The 20,286-nt window shown below is 66.1% G+C and carries 20 protein-coding genes; 10 read left to right on the forward strand and 10 right to left on the reverse strand.

Annotation, left to right across the window (positions count from 1 at the left end; all coding sequences use genetic code 11):
• Positions 1-695: 695 nt before the first annotated feature.
• Positions 696-1,496, reverse strand: coding sequence for a CPBP family intramembrane glutamic endopeptidase (locus tag DJ81_RS00665; protein ID WP_170938206.1), 801 nt, complete (start codon positions 1,494-1,496; stop codon positions 696-698).
• A gap of 89 nt (positions 1,497-1,585) precedes the next feature.
• Positions 1,586-1,993, reverse strand: a complete 408-nt coding sequence (locus tag DJ81_RS00670; protein ID WP_094587950.1) for a hypothetical protein — start codon at positions 1,991-1,993, stop codon at positions 1,586-1,588.
• 106 nt (positions 1,994-2,099) lie between these two features.
• On the opposite strand from DJ81_RS00670, the gene DJ81_RS00675 reads away from it, so the two are divergent.
• The 3 genes from DJ81_RS00675 (at position 2,100) to DJ81_RS00685 (ending at position 3,815) form a co-directional block, all read left to right on the forward strand.
• Complete coding sequence (locus DJ81_RS00675; protein ID WP_094522140.1) at positions 2,100-2,447, forward strand: helix-turn-helix domain-containing protein; 348 nt, start codon at positions 2,100-2,102, stop codon at positions 2,445-2,447.
• Between the two features lie 2 nt (positions 2,448-2,449).
• Positions 2,450-2,788, forward strand: a complete 339-nt coding sequence (locus DJ81_RS00680; RefSeq protein WP_249269042.1) for a hypothetical protein — start codon at positions 2,450-2,452, stop codon at positions 2,786-2,788.
• A gap of 148 nt (positions 2,789-2,936) precedes the next feature.
• Positions 2,937-3,815 carry a CPBP family intramembrane glutamic endopeptidase gene (locus DJ81_RS00685; RefSeq protein WP_094522139.1) on the forward strand — a complete coding sequence of 293 codons (879 nt, stop codon included), beginning with the start codon at positions 2,937-2,939 and terminating at the stop codon, positions 3,813-3,815.
• 458 nt (positions 3,816-4,273) lie between these two features.
• On the opposite strand, the gene DJ81_RS00690 is transcribed toward DJ81_RS00685, so the two are convergent.
• Entirely contained in the window at positions 4,274-5,668 is a 1,395-nt protein-coding gene (locus DJ81_RS00690; RefSeq protein WP_094587952.1) for a YdiU family protein, read from the reverse strand.
• Positions 5,669-6,064: 396 nt separating this feature from the next.
• Between DJ81_RS00690 and DJ81_RS00695 the strand changes: the two genes are divergently transcribed.
• Positions 6,065-6,406 carry a hypothetical protein gene (locus DJ81_RS00695; protein WP_094558059.1) on the forward strand — a complete coding sequence of 114 codons (342 nt, stop codon included), beginning with the start codon at positions 6,065-6,067 and terminating at the stop codon, positions 6,404-6,406.
• 17 nt (positions 6,407-6,423) lie between these two features.
• Here the strand turns inward: DJ81_RS00695 and DJ81_RS00700 are convergent, their stop codons facing one another.
• Positions 6,424-7,071 carry a ribonuclease HI family protein gene (locus DJ81_RS00700; RefSeq protein ID WP_094526359.1) on the reverse strand — a complete coding sequence of 216 codons (648 nt, stop codon included), beginning with the start codon at positions 7,069-7,071 and terminating at the stop codon, positions 6,424-6,426.
• Between the two features lie 377 nt (positions 7,072-7,448).
• Here DJ81_RS00700 and DJ81_RS00705 point away from each other — a divergent pair, with 377 nt between their 5' ends.
• Together DJ81_RS00705 and DJ81_RS00710 are read left to right on the forward strand one after the other, a co-directional pair.
• Complete coding sequence (locus DJ81_RS00705; protein ID WP_094587954.1) at positions 7,449-8,738, forward strand: hypothetical protein; 1,290 nt, start codon at positions 7,449-7,451, stop codon at positions 8,736-8,738.
• Between the two features lie 41 nt (positions 8,739-8,779).
• Entirely contained in the window at positions 8,780-9,652 is an 873-nt protein-coding gene (locus DJ81_RS00710; protein WP_094587956.1) for a hypothetical protein, read from the forward strand.
• Between the two features lie 36 nt (positions 9,653-9,688).
• Here the strand turns inward: DJ81_RS00710 and DJ81_RS00715 are convergent, their stop codons facing one another.
• Positions 9,689-11,194 (reverse strand): amidase, encoded by a 1,506-nt coding sequence (locus DJ81_RS00715; RefSeq protein ID WP_094587958.1) that lies wholly within the window; start codon positions 11,192-11,194, stop codon positions 9,689-9,691.
• 253 nt (positions 11,195-11,447) lie between these two features.
• Between DJ81_RS00715 and DJ81_RS00720 the strand changes: the two genes are divergently transcribed.
• Positions 11,448-11,858 carry a CBS domain-containing protein gene (locus DJ81_RS00720; protein WP_094587960.1) on the forward strand — a complete coding sequence of 137 codons (411 nt, stop codon included), beginning with the start codon at positions 11,448-11,450 and terminating at the stop codon, positions 11,856-11,858.
• A 103-nt stretch (positions 11,859-11,961) separates the two neighbouring features.
• Here DJ81_RS00720 and arsM read toward each other — a convergent pair whose 3' ends face one another.
• The 3 genes from arsM to DJ81_RS00735 form a co-directional block, all read right to left on the reverse strand.
• The gene (gene arsM, locus DJ81_RS00725) at positions 11,962-12,831 is read right to left on the reverse strand and encodes an arsenite methyltransferase (RefSeq protein WP_094587962.1); all 870 of its coding nucleotides are present in this window, start codon (positions 12,829-12,831) and stop codon (positions 11,962-11,964) included.
• Positions 12,824-13,183: a helix-turn-helix transcriptional regulator gene (locus tag DJ81_RS00730; RefSeq protein ID WP_094587964.1), complete on the reverse strand. Its 360-nt coding sequence runs from the start codon at positions 13,181-13,183 to the stop codon at positions 12,824-12,826. Before DJ81_RS00730 ends, arsM begins: the two co-directional genes overlap by 8 nt.
• 121 nt (positions 13,184-13,304) lie before the next feature.
• Positions 13,305-14,549 carry a glycosyltransferase family 2 protein gene (locus tag DJ81_RS00735; protein ID WP_094587966.1) on the reverse strand — a complete coding sequence of 415 codons (1,245 nt, stop codon included), beginning with the start codon at positions 14,547-14,549 and terminating at the stop codon, positions 13,305-13,307.
• A gap of 360 nt (positions 14,550-14,909) precedes the next feature.
• Between DJ81_RS00735 and trpB the strand changes: the two genes are divergently transcribed.
• On the forward strand, positions 14,910-16,073 hold the full coding sequence (trpB, locus tag DJ81_RS00740) for a tryptophan synthase subunit beta (protein ID WP_094522129.1): 1,164 nt from the start codon (positions 14,910-14,912) through the stop codon (positions 16,071-16,073).
• A 34-nt stretch (positions 16,074-16,107) separates the two neighbouring features.
• Here the strand turns inward: trpB and DJ81_RS00745 are convergent, their stop codons facing one another.
• Complete coding sequence (locus tag DJ81_RS00745; protein WP_094587968.1) at positions 16,108-16,725, reverse strand: GNAT family N-acetyltransferase; 618 nt, start codon at positions 16,723-16,725, stop codon at positions 16,108-16,110.
• Positions 16,726-16,918: 193 nt separating this feature from the next.
• Between DJ81_RS00745 and DJ81_RS00750 the strand changes: the two genes are divergently transcribed.
• Positions 16,919-17,365 (forward strand): peptidylprolyl isomerase, encoded by a 447-nt coding sequence (locus DJ81_RS00750; protein ID WP_249269046.1) that lies wholly within the window; start codon positions 16,919-16,921, stop codon positions 17,363-17,365.
• Positions 17,366-17,934: 569 nt separating this feature from the next.
• Here the strand turns inward: DJ81_RS00750 and DJ81_RS00755 are convergent.
• Positions 17,935-18,219: a hypothetical protein gene (locus tag DJ81_RS00755; protein WP_094522126.1), complete on the reverse strand. Its 285-nt coding sequence runs from the start codon at positions 18,217-18,219 to the stop codon at positions 17,935-17,937.
• A gap of 271 nt (positions 18,220-18,490) precedes the next feature.
• Here DJ81_RS00755 and DJ81_RS00760 point away from each other — a divergent pair, with 271 nt between their 5' ends.
• Positions 18,491-19,699 carry a pyridoxal-phosphate dependent enzyme gene (locus DJ81_RS00760; protein ID WP_094587970.1) on the forward strand — a complete coding sequence of 403 codons (1,209 nt, stop codon included), beginning with the start codon at positions 18,491-18,493 and terminating at the stop codon, positions 19,697-19,699.
• Positions 19,700-20,286 lie beyond the last annotated feature (587 nt).

A 20,286-nucleotide genomic window follows, 5' to 3' on the forward strand; every position in this document is an offset into this window, starting at 1 on the left:
CCATTTTCGACTCTGTTGAAATCTCCAGATGCTGACAGGAACTGACTGCCGGATACAGAGGATAAGTTCAGCATCGGGAGCGCGTTCAATCCAGGCTGGGCGAGTGCAGTAGCCGACTTGTCGCACCCATCGTAGTGTTGACCGTCGTAATTGAGCTACTTTTCAGGATTCGTGCCGATCAGACAGCGCAGCACCGGGGTGGATGAGCGATACTAATCAGCCCTTCAAATACTTCCGGCGGCGGATTATAATTTGGTGACATATTGACCCCGAGTCAAGAAGCACGCACCCATCGTAGTCGAGCGCCCCCCTGACCTCGAAGCCACCGCGGTCATCATCAACGTGAGAGCCAGCAGCAACACCGAAGAAACGGCCGATGTCGCCCCGACGTCAACACCCGCCTCCAACAGTCCAGCACGCAATCAGAGTTGGCCAGCGGCCAGACACACGGTCCGCGTCTGCAAGTCACGCGGCTCTGGCAGTGAACTACACCCTTCCAAGAGAAGCGCAAACTCTCGGGCCGTGAGCACATCCTCGCGGGTGTGCCGCGTGGTCAACGATTGTCGATGCCGCTGTGCCCATTCATTCGATCGATGATAGTTAATCGTCATCCACCACAAGAACGCTGTTCCCCCGAACCGAACGGCGACGTATCGGTAACAAGTCAACCCTGTGCCCGCTGAATATAGAGGAAGTTAGTTTGCCGCCGCCAGCGACGGCGTAGGGACGGACGCCCGAACCGCAACCCATCGGTAAACGACGATGAGCGCAAGATAGACGAGAAGCAACGCGATATAATTCGGCCAGATCCCTTGCCCTGGATCGACCATGAGCGGCCAGAAATTACCGACCCCGTGGAGGAAGACAACGAGATAGAGGTTCTGCGTGAGCGCGTAGATCGTGCCAAAGATCGTCCCCGACAGAGCGAGCAGCACCAGCGTCCCAGCGAGCTGCGAAACGGGCGTTCCGTTGACCAGAAGCTCAACCGGGATATGGAGCGCTGAGAAGATCACACCGGTCACCACGATACTGATCGCCGTGCGAACCCGGAGAGAGCTGAACTCGAAGAGCGAAATCAGTTTGTTCTGTAGGTAGCCACGGAACGCCAGCTCCTCGACCGGTCCGGTGAACGCGTAGGTGGTGAACGCCCCAGCAGCGATAACGGTGGTCGAGAAGTTGAACGGGTCCGACTGATAGAACGCGTACACCCCGAACGATATCTCGTTGCCCGCAAGAAGGCCCATCCCGACAACGACTGCGTTAATGACAACGATGACACCGACGACCGCGATCGCCGCAGGCCGAAGGAGTCGTCGTGACAGCCCGATCTCGTTGAGCGTAACGCCATCATAGCGGTACACCGCTGCGACGATGCCGAACTGGACGAGACCGGACGGGATAGTCCAGAGCGATTCAACGAGGACCGAGGCGTCATCTCCGAACAGCCAGGTGAACGTGGTCGTCGAAATCATCACCCAGATAGTGAACGCAAGCACCAGTCCGACTGCGGGCCAGATACCGCATTGAAAGGTGGGCGACCACTGGGCCACTGAGCTTGACGTATTCGACTGATTACTCGTCATACTCACAGGTTGGCGACAACGAGCAATATCTGGGAGCCGAGCAGGACGCCGAGTGTGCCCAGCACGGCGACGACGTAGTATGGGCGGATGGCACCGAACTCGGCGGTGTCGTGCAACAGCGCGTCAAGCGCGCACGCGAGAACTGCCGTCGCGGCCACGAGCACTGGGAACAAGGTCAGGATGAGTGGAGTGGAGGCAAACTCCGGCCCGTAGTACGGTCCCATCCCGAGCGTCCAGTGAATCCGCAGCTGCTCCGCGAGCATCCCGTAGGCGATGACGCTTCCGACCGCACTCAACAGGACCATCGCGAGACTACCAGCGGACAGTACGCGACTCGGAGCGTCATTGCCGGCGAAGCGGGTCACGAACGATACCATCCGTGCGTCGTCGATGTTCGGTGGTACTTCCATTGTCACACCCCATGCTTCAAGCGGAAGTCAAAAAGGCGTACGAGCAGTCCTTCACTCCCTGAAGCGTTCGCCACCTCTTTACTCCCCGTGGTCGCAAATGGTGTCAATGAGTGAGGATGATCCCGAAATCGAGACTGTTGCCGGTCTCCTCGAAGATCAGACGGTTCGAGAGATCCTCACCGAAACGAGCCGGGAACCCATGTCTGCAACCGCACTGAAAGAGCGCTGTGAGGCGTCGGGACCGACGATTTACCGCCGCCTCGAAGGGCTTCAGGAAGCCGATTTCGTCGTTGAACAGACCCGTCCGGATCCAGACGGTGGCCACCACCGACAGGTGTATGAACCGAACTTGGACCGCATCACGATCGGTCTCGAAGAGGGGTCGCTCTCGATGCAGATCACTCGGCGAGAACGGATGGCCGACCGGTTCACGCGGCTCGTAGAGGAGATGTAACAGTGTTCGAAGCAATGCCCAGGGGCCTGGCAAAACTCGTCCTACAAGTCGGTAGCGAACTATCGGGAACCATTCAGACGGGGCTGTTGGCGTACGAACTGTTGGGGGCAGCGCTCGGAGTGTTCATCGCCTATCTCGCCTATCGGGGGTATCGCCGCAACCGAAGTCGGCCCATGCTGTTCGTTTCGCTTGGCTTCGCCCTCGCGCTTGGTGTTCCCCTCGCGATCACACTGGTGTATCTGGCACTCCCCGTCACAGGTGGTCGGGTGGTCGTGTCGGTCGTCAACCAGACGTTCGAAGTCGTTGGTCTCTCGTGCATCGTCTATGGCCTCCGTTCATAGCAGTGATTCTCCAGCGAATCCGCGACCGTCGCTACAGTAGGTCCTCGGGCGAGAGACCCGATAGCTACAGCCGTAGTGAAATCGTCCCGCTTCAACGAGTGAAGTCCTGCTGGACGTGTTTTTTATACCCCGTTCCACCCTCCGGGTGATGACGCAGAGTTCAACGACACACCGTCGCCGGCGTGTCGCATCGCTAATCGACTCACACCCGACTGGGGCGTTTTTCCTCCTGGCAGTCGCCATCTCGTGGGGGGCCTGGATTCCGCTGTTTCTGGTGATCCCCTCCGCGACGAGTGTCGTCATGATGCCGGGGGCGTTCGGCCCCGCCATCGCGGCGGTGGTCGTACTGTGGGTCCAGGGGGAGTCAGTTCGGGAGTGGCTGACCGACGGCCTGGACTGGCACATCGAAAAACGCTGGTACGGTACTACCCTTGGACTCGCGCTCGTACTCGCGCTCGTACTCGGAGTCGGGCTCGCGATCAGTACGGGGCAATTTACCACAGATCGCCTGCCGCAAGTAGCAGCGATGTATCCGGTCACGGTGCTAATTACATCGTTGCTCGGCGGTGGTCAGGAGGAGTTCGGGTGGCGTGGATTTGCGGTCCCGGCGCTTCAGGATCGCTTCGACGCGCTAACCACGAGCGTTATCGTCGGCCTTGTCTGGGCGGTATGGCACCTGCCCGCGTTCGCGTTCGAGATCCCGGGCTACACCTCTTCGTTCGCACTGTACACACTGCTCGTCGTCGGGATTTCGATCATCCTCACCTGGCTGTACAACAGCACAGACGGGAGTGTCCTGTTGGCGATGCTCTTCCACGGCGGGGTCAACGCGGCCCCAGGTATTGGTACGGCATTCGTTGGGGATCTCTCACTGATTGACGTCTCACCGTACCTGGTTCTGGTCCCCGCTGTCTGGGTCGTCGCCCTCCTGCTGCTGTTTCGATACGGGCGAGACACGCTCTCGGCTGGCTCCAGTATGACAAACGCTATCGGGGACGCCCAGACCGAGATTACCGAAGTGTCGTAATTAGACTGCGAACCTGAAACTCCCACCGCTCGGGATTCCTCCGTGTTTACGCGGAGGAGGATGTCAACCCGGAGCAGAGCGGATTCAGCGAGTGGTTCGATCCCTTCGTCTTCGAGCGGGGAGAGAAGCCTGGCGTTCCGCCGCCTGACCCGCCACTCGGGAGCATACCAGGAGACCCGATCAACAGCGACCGTCTCCGGTGGTTCGGTGACGAGTGTCACGTTCGCGTCCGCCGGTTCTGGTACTGTTTCGGGAGCGCACCTCGGCTCCACGAAGAGCGCTCGGCGCTGTCGCGGTGAGAAGAGGGGGAGGTGGTCGGTACTCCTCCGGTCTCTACCGCTCACCTCGCTGCAAGATACGCGCCCCCCAACCCGCGAGGAAACTCATACTCCCCGCGGAGCTACGGATCGGCCAGCCTTACTGACCGTTTGCGATGGTATCCTTTTGATAATATCCCCTCAAGTATTACAGTAGGTCGTATACTCTGCATCGAACTCTCGTGGCGGTGGTTGCTGGAACTGCGAATCCACGTCCTTCGAGGTATAGGGGTTTTCCAACACGGTCAATAACCCCTTGAATTTGGATAGATCCCCGGTTTCGAGATACTCATCCAGCGCCTCTTCAACCAGGTAGTTGCGGGGGACATACCGCGGATTGGCTTCCTGCATCAACTTCTCATCTAGGCCGACAGCAGCCAACTTATTCCTGAGCCGCTCGAATTCTGCAGTTGCAAACACTGGGTCATCAAACGTACCGGGCGTCTCTAACTCGAGGAACGTATTGGTGTAGTCCGCGTTCGATTTGCGAAGCCACTCCAAGAATTCATCGACCAGTTCCTCCTCGCCATCTGAGTTGATCCCCAGTTTCTTCCGCGTCATCGCGTCGTATTGCGCATCGAATCGATCCTCAAATTCGTCTAGTTTGACTTCGAGTTCATCGTACGCGAGCGCTGATTCTGTACACAGCGGTTGGAGTGCCTCTGCGAACCGTTCGAGATTCCACCGCAAGATGGGTCGCTGGTTTCCGAATGCGTATCGCCCGTGCTTATCGATCGAGCTGAAGACCGTCTCCTCATCATAGTAATTTATGAAGGCACAGGGTCCGTAATCAAATGTCTCTCCGTCGATACTCATGTTGTCCGTATTCATGACGCCGTGGATGAATCCGACACGCAACCAGTCGACAACCATCTCGATCGATGACTGCATGACTGCATCGAAGAACTCGAGGTATGTGCGATCCGCTTCATTTAGCCGCGGGTAGTGCCTGTCAATAACGTAGTCAGTGAATCGCCGTAGTTCGTCGGATCCTTGACCTGCGACGTACTGGAAGGTCCCGTACCGAATGTGGCTGTTCATCACTCGGACAAGGACGGCTCCGGGCTCTGTCCGTCGTCGTTCGACTGCTTCGTCAGTTTCGACGACTGCCAGGCTTCTCGATGTTTTGATATTTAAATTCCGCATCGCATACGAATACAGATACTCTCTGAGCATCGAGCTGATCGTTGCGTTGCCATCGCCTCTTCCGGAGTACGGCGTTCGACCGGCCCCCTTCAGTTGAATATCGTATCTATTACCATCGTGTACATGCTCGCCGAGTATCATCGCTCTCCCATCGCCCAAGATGGTAAAACTCCCATACTGGTGGCCCGCATACGCTTGGGCGATAGGTTCTTCCAAGCAGTCTTGGCCCGCTAGAATCTTAGCATTGAGCTTCGCCGTATCCAATCCGAGATCAGCACACAGCTCGTCATTGAGAAGCAACACGTTGGGATCAGCGATACTTTTTGGCGTTACCCTCGAATAGAGGTTTGAGTCTAAATCTTTGTAAGTGGTGTCAAATGAAAAGGACATTTAGTTTCATACCGTGTTATCTTGCTTGCTTTAATAATCTTGTCCTTAGAAATGTTAAGAACCGATCGATCAGAGAGGTTCAAATTGGCGTGTGTCGCATACACGCTCTGTATCTCGCATGGCGTTCCTCACAGAAGCGGGAGAGGAGTAGTCCGGCTTCGGTCCGTAAGTTCGCGATACCGACCGCAGCGGAACAGCATCTATCACTTCCTACGGATTTCAACAGAGCCGAAGACGGTTGTTGATGCTTCCGTCGGCGGTGAGAGCGCCGCCGCGGTCCCGTCCTGTTTAGCCCGCGCTCCGTTCTGAGACCGCTCCCTTCCCGCGCGACCGGTCCGGACGCATCGGGTCCGGGACGTGTCCGGCGTTCAAGTGCGTAGAGCGTAACACCCAGCCGTGACTGACGACGCGTTCGATCCCGACGATGTCGGCCTCCCGACCGTCTCGTGTACCCGCTGTGACCGCGAGTGGAAGCTCGACCACGAACTCGACGACCTACACGCCGGCAACCGCGCGGTCGAGCAGTTCGCGCTCGATCACGAACGACACACCGGCCACTTCCCGGACGACGTGACCCCGTGGGTCGTTCGGTGCCAGCGCTGTCCGGACGGCGACCAGTTCCTGTCGGAACGCCCCGCGCGGCGCTGGGCGACCACCCACGCGCGCCACACGCGCCACGTCGTGCGACTCGACGGACCGGACGGGACGGACGAGGTCGTCTCCCCCGAGACGGAGTGAGTCCGACCGGTGAGCCGTCAGCCCGGGCCGAGCGCGGCGATGTCCGCTCCGACCGCGGCCCGGGCGTCGGCCGGGTTCGGCTCGTGGTCGGCGAGGTGGGTCCACTCGCACGCCGACAGCGCGGACAGGTGATCCACGATCGCCGGACGGTACGGCGCCGCGGCGGCGACCCCGTCGCCGTCCCGCCAGACGTCGTCGATCACCGTCATCGAGTCGATGCGCACCTCGACCGCGACCGGGTCGCACCGGGAGACGAGCGCTTCGAGTCCGAGGTGGAGCGCCGCGTACTCCGCGGTGTTGTTCTCCGCCCGCGACCCGACCGGCCGCCCGAGCGCGGCGAACGGCTCGCCGCCGGCTCGGAGCACGGCGCCCGCGCCGGCCGGTCCGGGGTTCCCGCGCGAACTCCCGTCGACGTAGAGCACGACGCCGGCGTCGTCGGCGCGCTCGCACCCCTCCCTCGCGGGCGGCGGGTCGCCGGCGAGCACCTCGTCGACGGCCGTCCGGACCTCGTCGTCGGTCGTTCCGGGGTCGAACAGCCCTCCGAATCCGTCGACGGCCGCGTCGACCGCGTCGATGGCGGGCCCGATCTCGTAGTCGTACAGGGCGAGCACCGCGTCGACCCGGCCGGCGAGCGGTGACAGCGTCGCGGTCGGTAAGCGGTCCATCTACGGGTCGCCCCGCGCTCGCCGCCGCCGCCGGTTCGTCGCATTACTCATCGCTACGCGTACGTCGGGCGGAACGGGCAAAAGAGCGCGGGTCGGAACGGTCCGTCGTCGTCGGCCGGGGCGCCGGCGTCGCCTCGCACCAGCGACCGAGCCGCAAGGACGGTCGCGCACTCACCCGTTCGAGACGGTCGTGATCGCTCTGGAGTTGTAGCGTACCGTACACTATTGCAGTCTGTCTTGCGAGAGTCAGAGGCGGGCGTTCCTCCTCGATCCGTCCCGCACGCAAGCGTTCGCCGGCCACGTCGGGGGAGGCACCCGAGGACTTATGTCTTTTATCCGTAACTAATATCTGAGGTCTACGGCGCGGCGAGGAAACCATGACACGGAACAAGCGCGACACGGAGGCGACAGGGGTATCGAAACGGGAAACGCGGACGCTGGACCGGCGACGCGTCCTCCGCGGACTCGGCGTCGGAGCCGGCGTCGCCGCGCTCGGACTCGGCGGCGTCGGCTCGGCCGCCGCCGACACGGCGTCGGTCAGTGGGGGCGGAAACGCGCTCCAAGCCGCCATCGACGACGCCGACGACGGCGACACGATCGTCGTGACGGACGACGTGACGTACGACCCGGTGACGGTCGACGCCGGCGTGACGCTCGAAGCGGACGGAGATCCGACGATCGAGGGCGCGGGGGGAATCAGCACTGCGGTCAGCATCGAAGCCGACGACGTGACGATCACGGGGTTCACCGTCACGAACCCCGACGGGCTCCTCGGGATCAAAGTGCAAGAGGGGTACGACGGCGCGACGATCGAGAACAACGCGGTCGAGGACGTCGGCCCGACCGGCCGCCTCGGCGTGACGGGGATCGTCGTCGGGCAGGGCGACCACGACGACGTTTCGATCGTCAATAACGTGATCCAGAACCTCGATCAGGAGACGACGGAGGATTCGGGGTTCCCGACCGTCAACGGCATCCTGTTCGACGCCGACAACAGCGATCCGGGGACGATCACGGAGACGACCGTGAACAACAACACGATCGAGGAGATCGAGAGCGACATCGCGCCGCTCGGCATCGTCGTCCAGCACGAGACGGACGGCGTCACGATCAACAACAACGAGATCAGGGATCTCGTCGCCGCGGACGACACCGACTCAGACCCGGACGACGGTGTCGACTTCGGGTTCACCTTCGCGCAGGGGATCAATATCGCCTCGCCGGCCACGGCGGACACCGTCATCAACCACAACGTGATCGAGGACATCACGAGCGCGGAGACGATCCTGCCGGAGGCCGTGAAGATCGACGGGGACGGGAGCGGCCTGACGTTCCGGGCCAATCGGTTCCTCGTCGCCGTCGGCCTCAACAACCGGAACGGGACCGACGACGGAAGCAGGGACCCGTCGGGCGACCCCGTAGTCGACGCGAAGAACAATTGGTGGGGCAGCGAGGACGGGCCCGAGAAGGCTGATTTCAACCAAGACGCGGACGACGACGACCGCAGCGACGTCGTCGGGAACGTCGAGTTCGAGCCGTTCCTCCGCAACCCGCCGGGCCCGAAGGGGAAGGGCAACGGCCGGGGCGGAGGCGGCGGCGGCAACGGCGGAGGCGGCGGGAACGGCGGGAATGGTCGGGGGCGTGGCAACGGTAAAGGCGGGACATAAGAGCGCTCCGGCGCGGTTTCGATCGACCGAAACGGACTGAGATGGCGACGTACACCTACGATCTGAGCGGGTTCTTGACCGTCGACTCCGAGTTCGAACTGTGCCTCGTCGACGTCCCGCCGCGGCGGTCGGATGAGGGCGGAGACATCGTCGTTCGGCGGGGCGAGGCGGGCGCGCCTACCGTCGAGTGGACCGGTCGCCGCGTCGTCGTGACGGTGCCGCCGTCGATGACCGTGGAGAAGGACGCCGCGACCGAACCGGTGCGGTTCACTAAGATACTGCTGTCGGCCGTCCAGGCATTGCTCTTGCGGCGGGAGGCGACGCTGGCCTTCGGCAGCGCGTTCCGGGCGCCGGACGGGAGCGGCGTCGGCCTGTTCGGACCGAGCGGCTGCGGGAAGTCCGCGGCCTCGTTCCGGCTCGCTCGGGAGCGGGGCTACCGACTGCTCGCGGACGACCTCCTCGTCTTCCACGACGGCCGGGTGTACCCGTTCCCGCGGTACCTGAACCTCCCGCGCGACGTCGCCGCAATCGAGCGGTGGCTCCGGTCGGAGGAGGCCTCGACCGAACGCGTCAGGCTCTGGCCCGACGCGGCGGACGTGCCGCGGCGATCGGTCACCGAGAGCGTGCCCGAGCGGATCGAACTCGACGAGGTGCTGGTGGTCGCTTCCCACGAGCCGCCCGCGGGGAGCCCGGAGCCGATACCGCCCGAAGACGCCGCCGCGACGCTGATCGATCTCGTCGACAAGTCGCTGGCCGGGTGGATCACGGAGTCGCGGACGCGCGAGGCGATCGACGACCGCGGCGTCGACCGTCGACCGATCCTCCGATCGGCGGTGAGCGGCGCGGCCTGTTACCGGCTCGAAACGCCGCGAAGCGACCTCGCGCGGTCGGTCGCGGAGTTCGTGGAGCGGTGAGCGGAGCCGGGCCGCGTCTCCCGACCCGGACGGTCGCTACCCGTCGAACCGAGCCGGCGGCCGCCGGTGATCGGTGGCCCGTTCGAAGGCGTACGCGAGCTCGAACAGCCGCTGCTCGGCGAACTCCCGCCCGAGGAGCTCGACGCCGACCGGGAGCCCGTCCGGAGTGAACCCGGCCGGGACGACGATCGCGGGGAGCCCCGTGTGGGCGGCGAGCTCGCAGTTCATCTCCGCGAACGGCTGGTTGTCGGGGATCTCGACCGGCGGTATCCGCGACGGCGGGTACAGCAGCGCGTCGAGGTCGTCGTCCGCCAGCCGCGCGAGCGTCGCGTCCCTGACCGCCTCCCGCCGCCGGAGGCTCCGCAGGTAGCCGGTGTTCTCGTCGAGCGCGTCGGCGTCGGTGTCGAGGATCGCGGTGCCCTCGAACCTGGCTCGCACCGCCGGGTGGAGCTCGCCGGTCGCGACGAGTTCGGCCAGCGAGTCCGGCGACGCCGCGTCGCACGTCTCCGAGAGGTAGGCGTCGAAGTCCCGGGCGAACTCGTACTCGAGGACGCGGGCGCTTTCGAGGCGCGTCTGGTCCACCACGTCGACGGGGTCGACGACCGTCGCGCCCGCCGCCTCGAACTCGGCGATCGCGTCCTCGACGACCGCCGTCACCCGCTCGGCGGCGCTCTCGGGGGCGCTCTCGTCGTCCCGGAGGCCGAAGAACTGCCGAGCGACCCCGATGCGCGCCCCGTCGAGCCCGTCCTCGTCGAGGTGCGCCGCGTACCCTTCGTCCGGGACCCGCCGGTCGCCGCGCGCCGTGATCGGGTCCGCCGGGTCGTACCCGGCCATCGCGTCGAGGGTCCGCGCCGCGTCCTCGACCGTCCGCGCGATCGGGCCGGCCGTGTCCTGCGTCTCGCTCAGCGGGACGATCCCCGTCCGGCTGACCAGTCCCATCGTGGGTCGAACCCCGACGACGTCGTTGAACGCGGGCGGCGACCGGACCGACGAGCACGTGTCGCTCCCGGTCCCGACGACGGCGAAGTTCGCCGCGATCGCCGCCGCCGTGCCCCCGCTCGACCCGGACGGGCGCCGGTCGCGGTCGTACGCGTTCCGCGTCGCCCCGCCGAGGGAGCTCACCGTGTCGACGCCGAAGGAGAGCTCTTGCAGGTTGGCCTTCGCGAGGACGACGGCGCCGGCCTCCCGGAGCCGCGCCACCACGGTCGCGTCGCGGCTCGGCCGTGACTCGGCGAGCGCCGTGGAACCGGCCGTCGTCGGCATGTCGTGCGTGTCCTGGTTGTCCTTGAGAACGACGGGGACCCCGTGTAACGGGCCGACGAGACCGTCGCGGTCGAGCGCGGCGTCGAGTTCCCGCGCGCGGTCAAGCGCGTCGGGATTCACCGCGAGGATAGCGTTGAGGTCGTCGTCGTGCGCCGCGATCCGCGACAGGTACGCGTCGGCGACCGCCTCAGCGGTCGTCTCCCCCGCCTCGTAGGCGGCGTGGACGTCCGAGACGGTCGCTTCGATCGGGTCGAAGTCGTCGGTGTCCGGCGGCGACATAGTGGCTTCCGTGACCAATTTGCACACAGCGTTCTCAATCTACCGCTTGACGTGGTCACCGAACGGTCGCCGAGAGACGCCTCGAACCGGACGCCCCGCGTCACGTCCCGCCACTCGACCGGGAGCGTAACACACCGAACAGTCACCGTTGAACGGTTTCGGTGTCCGGAAGCGGAAGTTCAGCACGTTTTCTCTGAGTATGTCCCGATTCTGAGCGCAATGCGTTTACAGTTGCAGTGCGTTGACACTGCACATGGAGACGGAGTCGACCCCCGTTTCGGAGCTCATGAGCACCGGCCTGCTGACGACGACGCTCGACACCGCCGTCGAGCACGCCGCGGAGACGCTGCTGACCGAGGGCGTCGGGTCCTTGGTCGTCCTCGACGAGTCGGGGGGACTCGCGGGCGTTCTCACGACCACCGACCTCGCGGAGATCGTCTCGTCGGGCCGGGTTCCCGGTTCGGCGACCGTCGCCGACTACATGACGGACGACGTGACGACGGTCGCGTCGACGGACGCGGTCCACGACGCCGCGGTGAAGATGATCCGGGGAGACATTCAGCACCTTCCCGTCACCGACGGGGACGACGAGGTCGTCGGGATGCTCTCGGCGACGGACCTCACGGCGCAGCTGACGTACATGACCAGCAGCGGCACCGACTGACCTCCCGAGTCCGGGTTCGGCTCGGACCCGAGCCGGGGGGCGTCCCGGACCGGGTCGCCGTCCCGGTGACCGAGTCGGAGGAGTAGACCCGGGCGCCGGTCGGTCAGGCGCCGTCCGTCGGCTTCCGGGCCTCGATGGCGGCGGAGACGAGGTAGTCGCCGAGGTCGCGGTCGGCGTCCCACTCGCTGATGAACTCGGTGCTGTCGTCCTTGGGCGTTATCTCGATCGCCTCGAAGCCGGCGCCGTCGAGCATCGATTCGAGCGCCCCGACGGTGGCCGCGCCGGCGACGCAGCCGGTCAGCGAGTCCGGGTCCCGCTCGACGTCGTCCGGGAAGGGCGCGGTCTGGACGACGTCGGAGACGGCCACGCGACCGCCGGGCTTGAGCACGCGGTAGGCGTCGTCGAACACGGCCCGCTTCTCCGGAGCGAGGTTGACGACGCAGTTCGAGATGACGACGTCGACGGTCGCGTCGGCGACGGGGAGGTGGCTGATCTCGCCGAGGCGGAACTCGACGTTGCCGGCGTCGTTCCGCTCGGCGTTCGCCCTGGCCTTCGAGACCATCTCCGGCGTCATGTCGACGCCGATGACGCGCCCCTCCGTCCCGACCTCCCGCGCGGCGAGGAAGCAGTCGAACCCCGCGCCGGAGCCGAGGTCGAGCACGGTCTCGCCGGGCGTCATCTCCGCGAAGGCCTTCGGATTCCCGCAGCCGAGGCCGAGGTCGGCGCCGTCGGCGACGGCGGCGACGTCGTCCGCGTCGTAGCCGAGGCGCTCGCTCCCGGTCGCGGCAGCGTCGCCGTCACAGCAGCCGTCAGCGACCCCATCACCGTCGCAGCACTCGTCGTCGGCGGCGTCGACGCCGGCCTCGTCGGAACCGTCCCGACCGCCCGACGCGATCCGGCCGTAGCGCTCGCGCACCATCTCGCGGATCGCCTCGGGGTCCCGGTCGGCCGGCGCCTCGGCGTCGTTACTCATCGGTCCCCCGCACGTCGTCGAGCGTTTCGAGGAGCGCCGCGGCCGTCTCGGTCAGGCCGTAGTACCGCCACGACCCCTCCTTGCGGCGCGTCACCAGCCCCGCGTCGCGGAGCCGCGAGAGCGCTTGGCTGACGGCGCTCTGACTGACGCCGACCCCGGCTTCGAGGTCGCAGACGCAGACGCCGCCGTCGGCGCTCGCGATCAGGCGGAGCAGCTCGTATCGCGTGTCGTTCCCCATCGCGGTCAGGACCCGGAGGTCCGTCGCCGTCGCCGCCGGGTCGACGCCGTCGAGCGACGCGCAGCAGCCGTCGGTCCCGTTTCCCGTCTCGTCGGCGGTCACGCTGTTCGTCATATTAGCGATATATTATACAACCAAGCACTAATATGTTTCCCAGGCCGCGGTTCGCGGCCCGGGTCCCCGGATCACGCCGACCGGTCCCGCGGAACGGCGGGTGAGCGACGGGGCCCGCGCGTCACTCGCCGCCGACCTTCGTCGTCACCCGGAAGGTCTCCGGGGGGTTGAGGATGCCGGCGACGGTCCCCATCGAGTGAACGACGGTGATCAGGGGGGCCAGCGGGAGCGCCAGCGCCCACTGCCGGTGGTCGTCGCCGTAGTAGATGACGCCCAGGAGGAACCACCCGAGCGTACACAGCGCCAGCCCCATGGACGCGAGGAAGAACCATCCCCCGTACGCGATCGTCACGCTCAACAGCGACAGCGGGACCGCGATGAGCGTCACGATCGGCGAGAGCGCCCAGGCGTAGTTTCGCACGCGGGTCAACAGCTCGTACCGGAACGGGAGCATCGCCGACGCCTGGACGTTACCGGCCGCCCAGCGGCGACGCTGCTGTGCGATCTCGTACAGCGACGGCGGGGCCTCGTTCCGGCACACCGCGTCCGACAGCGCGAACGTCACGTCGAGCTCCTGGAACGCCGCCCAGACGAACGCGGTGTCCTCGACGAGCGTCTCGCGGTCCCACGTCGTCCGCTCTTCGACGTCCGTGCGAACGGCGATCCCGCCGCCCCACGCGAACAGCGGAATCGAGAGCCGCGCGAACGCGCGCTGCTCGAACTGGACGCCCATCCGGTAGATGTCGGCCAGATAGCTGAGGTTCGATCCCGTGCGACGCGGCTTCTCGCGGAGCTGCACGATGTCCGCGTCCGGCAGCCCGTCGAGCGACTCGACGACGCTGTCCTCGTCGAGGTACAGCGCGAACTCCGTCTGGCACTCCAGCGTCTGTCGCGCCCACTCCTGCGCGCGGCCCTTCCGGACCGCTCGGCAGGTGAACTCCTCGGGGACGACGTGGACCGTCGCTCCGGTGACGTCGATGGGCGATTCCGCGATCACGTGGACGTCGTCGAGCCCGTCGGGCAGGGAGTCGACGGTCTCCTGCACGACGTCGGCGGCGTCGACGGTCATGATCCGAACCTGGATCTCGTCGAGGCCGTACTCGTTCGGCGGCGTCTCGTACCCCGCCCCGACGACGGTCGTGAGGACGATCCAGACGAGCGCGGTCGCCCCGAACAGGAGCGTCACGCCCCACAGCGCGATCCCGAACAGCGACGCGACTCCGCCGTCGCCGATGGCGGTCGTCGCCGCCGCTCGGGCGGGGGCCGTGCCGGGCCCGGTAACGACGGTCGGTGCGAGCAGCGTCGCGACACCGCCGACGAGTAGCGTCAGCGTCACCGCGACCAGTGCGATCCGTTCGGTGTTCATCGTACCTCTCCCTCTCTCGGCGACCCGTATGAACCGTCCAAACGCTGCACCGGGATTCGCCCGTTTTTCGACCGGATTTTCGGCCTTAATTCCGAACAATCCGGATTAATCGCACGACAGCGCCACTATGACGAGTTGTGACACGTGACAGTATAGCAAACAGCAGGATCGCCGCCGAGTCGACCGCGGCGCCCACGCGATCGCCTCGCGCGCACCGACGGCCCGCCGCTCCGATGCGCGTCGAGTCCCACTCGCACATCGGGCGTGTCGCGGTCTCGGACCGCCGCCACGCCGGGCTATCGCACACACTGCGCCCGCCGCCGCACGTAGTTTTTTGAAATCCGACTCCTCACATTGGTTATGGCCACACCTGGCGAGTTTGGTGAGTTCGGTGGTCGTCACGTTCCCGAACCGCTCGAAGAACCGCTGGCCGAGTTAGCGGCCGCGTACGAGGACGCGATCGGTGACGAGGAGTTCATGGCCGAGCTCCGGCATCTCCTCGAACACTTCGCCGGTCGTCCGACGCCGGTGTTTCACGCGGAAACGCTGAGCGAGCGATACGGCGCCGACATCTACCTCAAACACGAGGACCTCCTCCACGGCGGGGCCCACAAGCTCAACAACACGCTCGGACAGGCCCTGTTGGCGAAGCGCGCCGGTAAAGAGCGGCTGATCGCCGAGACGGGGGCCGGCCAACACGGCACCGCGACCGCGATGGTCGGCGCCCTCCTCGACCTGGACACGACGGTGTACATGGGCCGCCACGACATGCGGCGACAGGAGATGAACGTCTTCCGGATGCGGCTGATGGGCGCCGACGTGGAGCCGGTCGAGCGCGGCAACGAGGGGCTCGCGGAGGCCGTCGACGCCGCCTTAGAGGACTTCGCCGCCAACGTCGACTCGACCCACTACCTCGTCGGGAGCGTCGTCGGTCCCGACCCGTTCCCGCGGATGGTGCGCGAGTTCCAGTCCGTCATCGGCACCGAGGCGCGCGAACAGATCCGAGAGCTGCACGGGTCGCTCCCCGACGCGTGCGTCGCGTGCGTCGGCGGCGGGTCGAACTCCATCGGGCTCTGGCACGCGTTCAAAGACGACGACGTCAAGTTCTACGGCGCCGAGCCGGGCGGGATCGACGACGAGAACCACTCGGCGCCCCTCTCGAAGACTGAACAAGACGAGCCGCGGATCTTCCAGGGGATGAAGACGAAGACGATCGGCGACGACACCCAGAACCACTCCGTGTCGGCCGGTCTCGACTACCCGGCCATCGGGCCGGAACACGCCGCGCTGCAGGAGATGGGCCGCGCCGAGTACCACGCCGTCTCCGACGACGAGGCGCTGGCCGCGTTCCGCGAGCTGAGCGAGGCCGAGGGGATCATCCCGGCCCTGGAGCCGGCGCACGCCCTCGCGCTGGCCGCCAAGCTCGCCGAGGACGACCGCCACGACACGCTGCTGGTCAACCTCTGCGGCCGCGGCGACAAGGACATGCAGACGGCCGCCGAGCACTTCGACCTCGCGGACTGAGTCGGGGCGACGCGACGGGAGCGCGCGTCGGCGCTCACAGCTCTTTTTCGAAGTGAACGAGCTCGTACGCGCCGGCGACGGAGCGGGCCGCCTCTTCGTAGCCGTGCGCGCGGTAGAACTCGAGGGCCGCCGCCTGCCGAGTCGACGTCGTGGCGAGCAGGGTCTCGAAGTCGGCGGCGGCCGCGCGGCGTTCGAGCTCGTCGAGGAGCGCCCGACCGTACCCGCGTCGCTGGTACGGGGGAGCGACGCGCATCCGATGGAGCTCGGCCGCGCCGGGTCGGTCTCGCTCCTCGCCGTGGCCGGCGCGGTTCGGGAGGTAACCGCCCATCGCCGCGAGCGTGCCGTCGCGGGTGGCGAGACCGGTCTCGGACGCCTCGGCGGCGTCGGCCGCGGCGTCGGTTGAGCTGTCCGCGGGACCCGTCAGGCCGTTCGTGAGGGCGGCCGGGCCGTCCGAGGGATCGGTCGCGTCGACGACGCCGACGACGAACTCGCCCCCGGCGTCGAGGTACGACGCCTCGACCGCGCTCAGGTCGTCCGTGCCGGGAACGTCGGTCGGGTCGACGCCGGCGTCCCTGAGCGCCCACTCGTGGAGGGCCCACACGGCCGCTTCGTCCCGCGGATCGTACGTCCGGAGCCGCAATACAGCCGTCACTACGTGCGACGGTACTCGCGCGTCGGCTTGAACATACGGGTCTCCGTCGAACTCCCCGACCGACGACTGACACCGAGCCAATCCCGACCGGTGCAGGGGGCTCGCGGACGGGTCCCGACCGCAGGCGCTCGATGCAACAGACTTTCCGTCTGGCACCTCTCGTGTTCGTATGACGATAGAGACCGGCGATTCTGTGACGCTCGAGTACACTGGGCGGCTCGACGACGAGACCGTGTTCGACACCTCTCGGCAGTCCGTCGCCGAGGAGACGGGCCTCGCCGAGGCCCAGCCCGATCGAGAGTACGCGCCGCTCACGGTCGAAATCGGCGACGAACAGGTCATCGAGGGGATGGAGGAGGGACTCATCGGCCTCGAGGCCGGGGAGACGGACACCCTGACCATCCCGCCGGAGAAGGCCTACGGCGAGCCAACCGACGAGAATATTCAGACGTTCGACACCGACGAGCTCCGCGAGATGCTCGGAGGCCAGACGCCCGAGGAGGGCTCGTATCTCGAGGCTCAGAACGGCCGTCAGGGCGAGGTCGTCCACGTCGACGATGAGGTCGTCCGAGTGGACTTCAACCCGCGCCTCGCCGGGGAAACGCTGACGTTCGACGTCGAAATCGTCGACGTCAACTGATCCCGAACGGAGGCGTCTCCGGCGGTCGACGGGAGCGGCGGCGAACGGGGGACGGTGGCCCGGTCGGACTTCTCGGGCTTCGGCGGAACCGGCCCGAGACGCGGGCGCCGCGTAATCAGCCGTTTAATCCGTTTCGTACTCGGAGGGCCGGCCGCCCGAGAAGAGACGCGCGGCTCTCGCGAGGTCTCGCTTCGGGCGGCGTCGCGCCCGGTTTTGACGGACGCGGGTCGCTCGGGACGGCCTTCCGACCTGACAACGAAGCATAGAATGCGGTTATCCCCGACAGCGACGTAGCTCTCTCCGGAGTACTGATACCCAAATGATAGACACCCGTCCGGTCCTCTGCAGGCGGTGCGGCGGTCCGACCGACGTCACCGACGTGGTCGTGAGACATTCCCCGTCCGATCCGCTGGTCGTCTCCGAGTGCGCCGGCTGCGGCGCGATAGTCGGCGTCGGCGCCCATCGGTAGCCCTCAGGAGTCTCGGTGTCGTCGGACGCGCCGCTCGTCTCGGCGGGGCGGCGCAGCCGGACCGGTCGCCTCCGCGCCGAGACGAGCGGCGGCCCGGGGGTCAGAACGAGGTCTCGTCCGACTCGACGGCGGCGCGCCCGCGGTCGTCGTACCCCTTTCGACCGACGGCGTCCTCCGGGAGCAGCGAGGTGACGAACTCCTCCAGCTCGGCCTCGGACCGGAAGGCGTCCGGCTCGTCGTCGACCACGTCGAGGATCTCCGGAAGCGGCATCGTCTCGCCGTTCGCGAACTCGACGACGCCGTCGTCGCACTCCTCGACGACGGTGTCGTACGTGACGGGGTACTGGCAGTCGCAGACGTCGGTCATCGCCGCTTCCACGTCCATGTTTATTTTTCGTGATGAATACTGAAAAGGCTGGTGCCGGCGGCGCTCGCCGGCGATCGCGGTCGGTGGTCGTGTACCGTGTGCCGTTCGGTGGTCGCGGAATGGATCCCGTTCGGTGGTCGCGGAACGGATGCCGTTCGATGGTCGCGGAACGGATGCCGTTCGGTGGTCGCGGAACGCGTACCGGGCGGCGGTCTGGCGGGAGCGGCGAGATGGGTGAGGGCCTCCGCGGGTCGGAGAGTATACGTTGCCGCGCGCCGCAGAACGCTCCATGTCTCCCGCACTGCGGTGTTACCGATGTGGAGATCGCTACCGGGACCCGCTCCGCGTCCGTTGCGACTGCGGAGAGCCGCTCTGGTTCGAGCCCGACGCGGCGGCGTTCGGCTGGGAGGACTGCCGGGCGTACGACGGCGCGTGGCGGTACGAGCCGCTCTTGCCGATCGACCGGCCCGAGGGAGTCGCTCGCGCCGCGGGCGGCACCCCGCTGGTCAGGAGCGAGGGCCTCGACGACGCCGCGGGCTGTCGCGTGTACGTCAAAGACGAGGGCGAACACCCGACCGGCGCGTACAAGGACCGGGGCAGCGCCGCGGCCGTCCCGCACGCGGTCGCCGCGGCGGACGGCGCCGTCGGAACCGTCTCGTACGGCAACATGGCGATGAGCACCGCCGCCCACGCCGCGAGCCTCGACAGGGAGTGCGTCGTCCTCGTTCCCGACGACATCTCCCCGGTCCGACTCGAGCTCATCGGCCAGTACGAGCCGACGATCGTGCGCGTCGACGGCGACTACGGGGCCCTCTACGGCGACGCGCTCGACCTCTCCGACGAACTCCCGGTCCGGTTCCTCGTCAGCGACGCCCCGGCTCGGATAAGCGGATACGCGACCGCGATGTTCGAGATCTGCGAGGCGTTCGCCCCCGACGCGCCCGACGCGGTCGTCCTGCCGACGAGCTCCGGCGGGTTCGCCTCGGGGCTCTGGCGCGGGATCCGCGACCTCGAGGCCGCCGGACTCCTCGACGACCCCCCGCGGCTGTGCCTCGTCCAGACCGCCGCATCAGACCCGATAACGCGGGCGTTCGAGTCGGGCGCGACCGACCCGACGCCCATCGCGCCCGACGAGACCGGCGAGACGATCGCTCACTCGATCGGGAACCCGGACCCGCCGAGCGGCGGTCGCGCGCTCGCCGCGGTCCGCGACACCGCCGGCGCCGTCGTCTCCGTCGACGACGACGAGATACGAGCCGCGCAGCGGCGGTTCGCGGTCGACGGCGGGTTCTGCGTCGAGCCGGCGTCGGCGGCGTCGCTCGCGGGCGCGACCCGGCTGTCGGAGCGCGGCGAGATCGACGACGACGACGCCGTCGTCCTCGTTCCGACCGGGACGGGGTTCAAAGAGCTCGGGACCGGCGACGCGTCGGTGGCGACCGAGCGGACGAACCGGTCGGCCCTCCCGGAACTGCTCGCCTCGCTGCTCTGCGCCTCTTGACGGTGTCCGCGACGACCGCCGTGTGACGTCCGTCGACGGGCGGGCCGCACCTTCTCAACTCGACGCGTGACGTCGTCGGAGCGTTCGGGGGCGCTCGGACTGACCGGGCGGTTCACCGAGCGAACGTCCGCCTCGATATCGGACACGGCGGACGGCCCGCAATCTATCGAATGCAACCGTTCGAACCGGGACGTTCCGGTTCGCCCACCGTTCTGATAAGGGATGAGAAACGAACTCTCAGGCCTCTAGACGGCGGTGTTACTGTGAAACTACCATGATTTCAGCACCGTCCTGAACGCGTGTTATTCTGCCTTTTATTAATAAACACATTGTATAAAATATCCTATAGTGGTCCGAAATCGGAACTGCACACGACCCGATCAGTAGAAAAAGTGTAACCTCTCTAATCACTTCTTGAATATTATTGTTGGACCCATAACAATAATAGATTGCGTTGTCAATATGTCCGATGCTCCTCAGACGGAACCGGCCTGTCACCGTGTGCGCGGCGGCTTGTGACGCGTGTACACGTCTGAAGCCAAATCGGCGGAGGAGGCACAGCGACGAGACGACCCTATCGAGAACGG

Origin of the sequence: Halorubrum sp. Hd13, from assembly GCF_002252755.1 — an archaeon.
In the GTDB taxonomy this organism is placed as follows: Archaea; Halobacteriota; Halobacteria; order Halobacteriales; family Haloferacaceae; genus Halorubrum.